We start from the raw sequence: 2,574 nt of genomic DNA on the forward strand, positions 1-2,574 counted from the left end.
ACGAGATGGTATTTTTAGGCGAGAGCAAAAACGGCACGCAGATGTATCTAAACAAGGTCGTGGCAGAGGCAAAAAAGGTGATCGTCATCGGCTCGGTCGAGCCGCATTATTTCGCGGGCTACACGGGCGGCAGAAAGGCCTTTTTGCCTGGCACCGCATCGTACGAGAGCATCACGCAAAATCACAAGCTCGCCCTAAGCTCCGACGCGCAGGCGCTGCGCCTAGAGGGCAACCCCGTGCACGAGGATATGATCGACGCGATGAAGGTGCTAGCACATATCGACGTTTTTTCGATCCAGACGGTGCTTGATAGCGAGCACGGCGTGTATTACGCAAGCGCGGGCGATTTGAACGATAGCTTTTACGACTGCGTGGAAAAGGCAGACGAGGTCTTTTGCGTAAATATCCCGCGCAAGGCAGATATCGTGATCTCGGTCGCGCCATATCCGATGGACGTCGATCTCTATCAGGCGCAAAAAGCCCTAGATAACGGCAAACTAGCGCTCGCGCAGGACGGAATTTTAATAATGGTCGCAAAGTGCCGCACCGGCATCGGACCAAAGCCATTTTTTGATCTGATGGCCTCCGCCGACACGCCTAAAAAGGTGCTAGAAAAGATCAGCGCGGGCTTTAAGCTCGGCTATCACAAGGCCGCTAAGATGGCTGAAATCTCGCTCTGGGCGCAAACCTGGGCGGTGAGCGAGCTCAGCGACGAGCAGATGCGCGCCGTGCATCTAAAACCGTATCACGACATCCAAAAGGCCGTGGACGACGCGCTCGCGCAAAAGGGTGCGGACGCCAAAATTATCATCCTGCCGTTTGGCTCGATGACGGTGCCTAAGGCGTAAGTTTGGCTAAAATTTTATATTACGACGCTAGCGCTGGTATCAGCGGCGATATGAACTTAGCCGCTCTTGTCGGACTTGGCGTGGATTTTGACTATCTTTGTGCCGAGCTTGAGAAGTTAAATTTAGCTGGCGAATTTAAGCTTGTACGCAAAAGCGTGCTAAAAAAAGGCATCGCCGCGACAAAAATCGACGTAGTGCCGCTAAAATCGCAGCCTCACGCCAGAATCTACGCGGGTATCAGGCAAATTTTAGAGAGTTCAAATTTAAGCCAGAGCTGCAAGCAAAGAGCGGGCGCGATATTTCGCACCGTCGCGCAGGCGGAGGCCAAAGTCCACGGCACAGACGTAGAGCAGGTGCATTTCCACGAGCTCGGCGCGATAGATAGCATCGCGGACGTCGCGGGCGCGGCGATCTGCTTTGAATATCTTTTTGAAAAACTCGGCATCTCGCGCGTTATAAGCTCCAAAATCGAGCTTGGCGGCGGCGTAGCGATCTGCGATCACGGCGTACTTAGCGTGCCGGCACCCGCCGTTTGCGAAATTTTAAAAGGCGTGCCCGTAAGCCTCGGGCGCGCAAATTTTGAGATGACTACGCCCACGGGCGCGGCGATCTTAAAGGCCTGCGCGGATGAATTTACGGACGGCGCGAGCTTTAAAATCGAAAAGATCGGCTACGGCGCTGGCGGCAAAGACGCAGCGGACTTTGCGAACGTGCTTCGCGCGATGATTTGCGAGGCGGATCTAAGCGGTGAAAGCGGCGAGTCAAATTTAGCCGCACGCTCGGGCTACGGCGAGGTTTGCAAGCAAATTCTGATCTCCACCAACATCGACGATATGGATGCCGAGAGCTTTGCGCTTGCCTGCGAAATTTTGCGAGAAAACGGCGCGCTGGATGTATTTAGCCGCTCTATTTTTATGAAAAAAGGGCGCGCAGGCTTTGAGCTAAACGCGCTGTGCCGCAAGCAGGACGCGCAAAATTTAAAGGATCTGATTTTTACGCACACGACGGCGATCGGCGTTCGCGAGATAGAGGTTGCTAAAACCGAGATAAAGCGCGAGTTTGTGCGGGTGCAGACGAAATTCGGCGAGATAGGGTTTAAGATTTCTGGCACCTGCCAAACGCAAAAAATAAAGCCGGAATTTGAGGACTGCAAGGCCGCGGCGCTCGCGCACGGCACGACGATCGAGCGGGTGCGAAAAGAGGCGCTGAAAATCTATGACGAAACTAGAAAAAATAAAGGCTGATCTGTGCGGGCTGGGCGAGCTGGCGGTCGCATTTAGCGGCGGTGCGGACAGCTCGCTGCTGCTACGTGCGGCGCACGACGCTCTGGGTGAGCGCGCGATCGGCATAACGATAAGATCGCCCTACATGTCCTCGCGTGAAATCGCCGAAGCCGTGGAATTTGCTAGATTTTACGGCATCCGCCACGAAATTTTAGAACTCGGCATCGCGGAGGGGATCAAAAACAACCCCGAAAACCGCTGCTATCTGTGCAAAAAGGCGGTGTTTTCGCGACTGATCGAGCGCGCCCGTGAGCTTGGCTTTAGCCGCGTCGCAGACGGCACGAACCGAGACGATCTGGGCGAACACCGCCCAGGACTCAAAGCAAAAGAGGAGCTGGGCGTGCTCTCGCCGCTGATAAATTTAACCAAATCAGATATCCGCGAGCTATCGCGCGAGTTAAATTTACCCACCGCCGAAAAACCGAGCTACGCGTGCTTGCTAA

The 2,574-nt window shown here is 54.5% G+C and carries 3 protein-coding genes; all 3 read left to right on the forward strand.

The features are described 5' to 3' along the window. Positions 1–848: nickel-dependent lactate racemase (larA, locus tag Q0101_RS01615; protein WP_297941660.1), on the forward strand; the 848-nt coding region annotated here is incomplete at its 5' end. 2 nt (positions 849–850) lie between these two features. Next, positions 851–2,092, forward strand: coding sequence for a nickel pincer cofactor biosynthesis protein LarC (larC, locus tag Q0101_RS01620; RefSeq protein WP_297941662.1), 1,242 nt, complete (start codon positions 851–853; stop codon positions 2,090–2,092). Further along, positions 2,064–2,574: ATP-dependent sacrificial sulfur transferase LarE (locus tag Q0101_RS01625; RefSeq protein WP_297941665.1), on the forward strand; the 511-nt coding region annotated here is incomplete at its 3' end. The genes larC and Q0101_RS01625, both read left to right, overlap by 29 nt.

Origin of the sequence: uncultured Campylobacter sp., from assembly GCF_937921625.1 — a bacterium.
GTDB lineage: Bacteria > Campylobacterota > Campylobacteria > Campylobacterales > Campylobacteraceae > Campylobacter_B.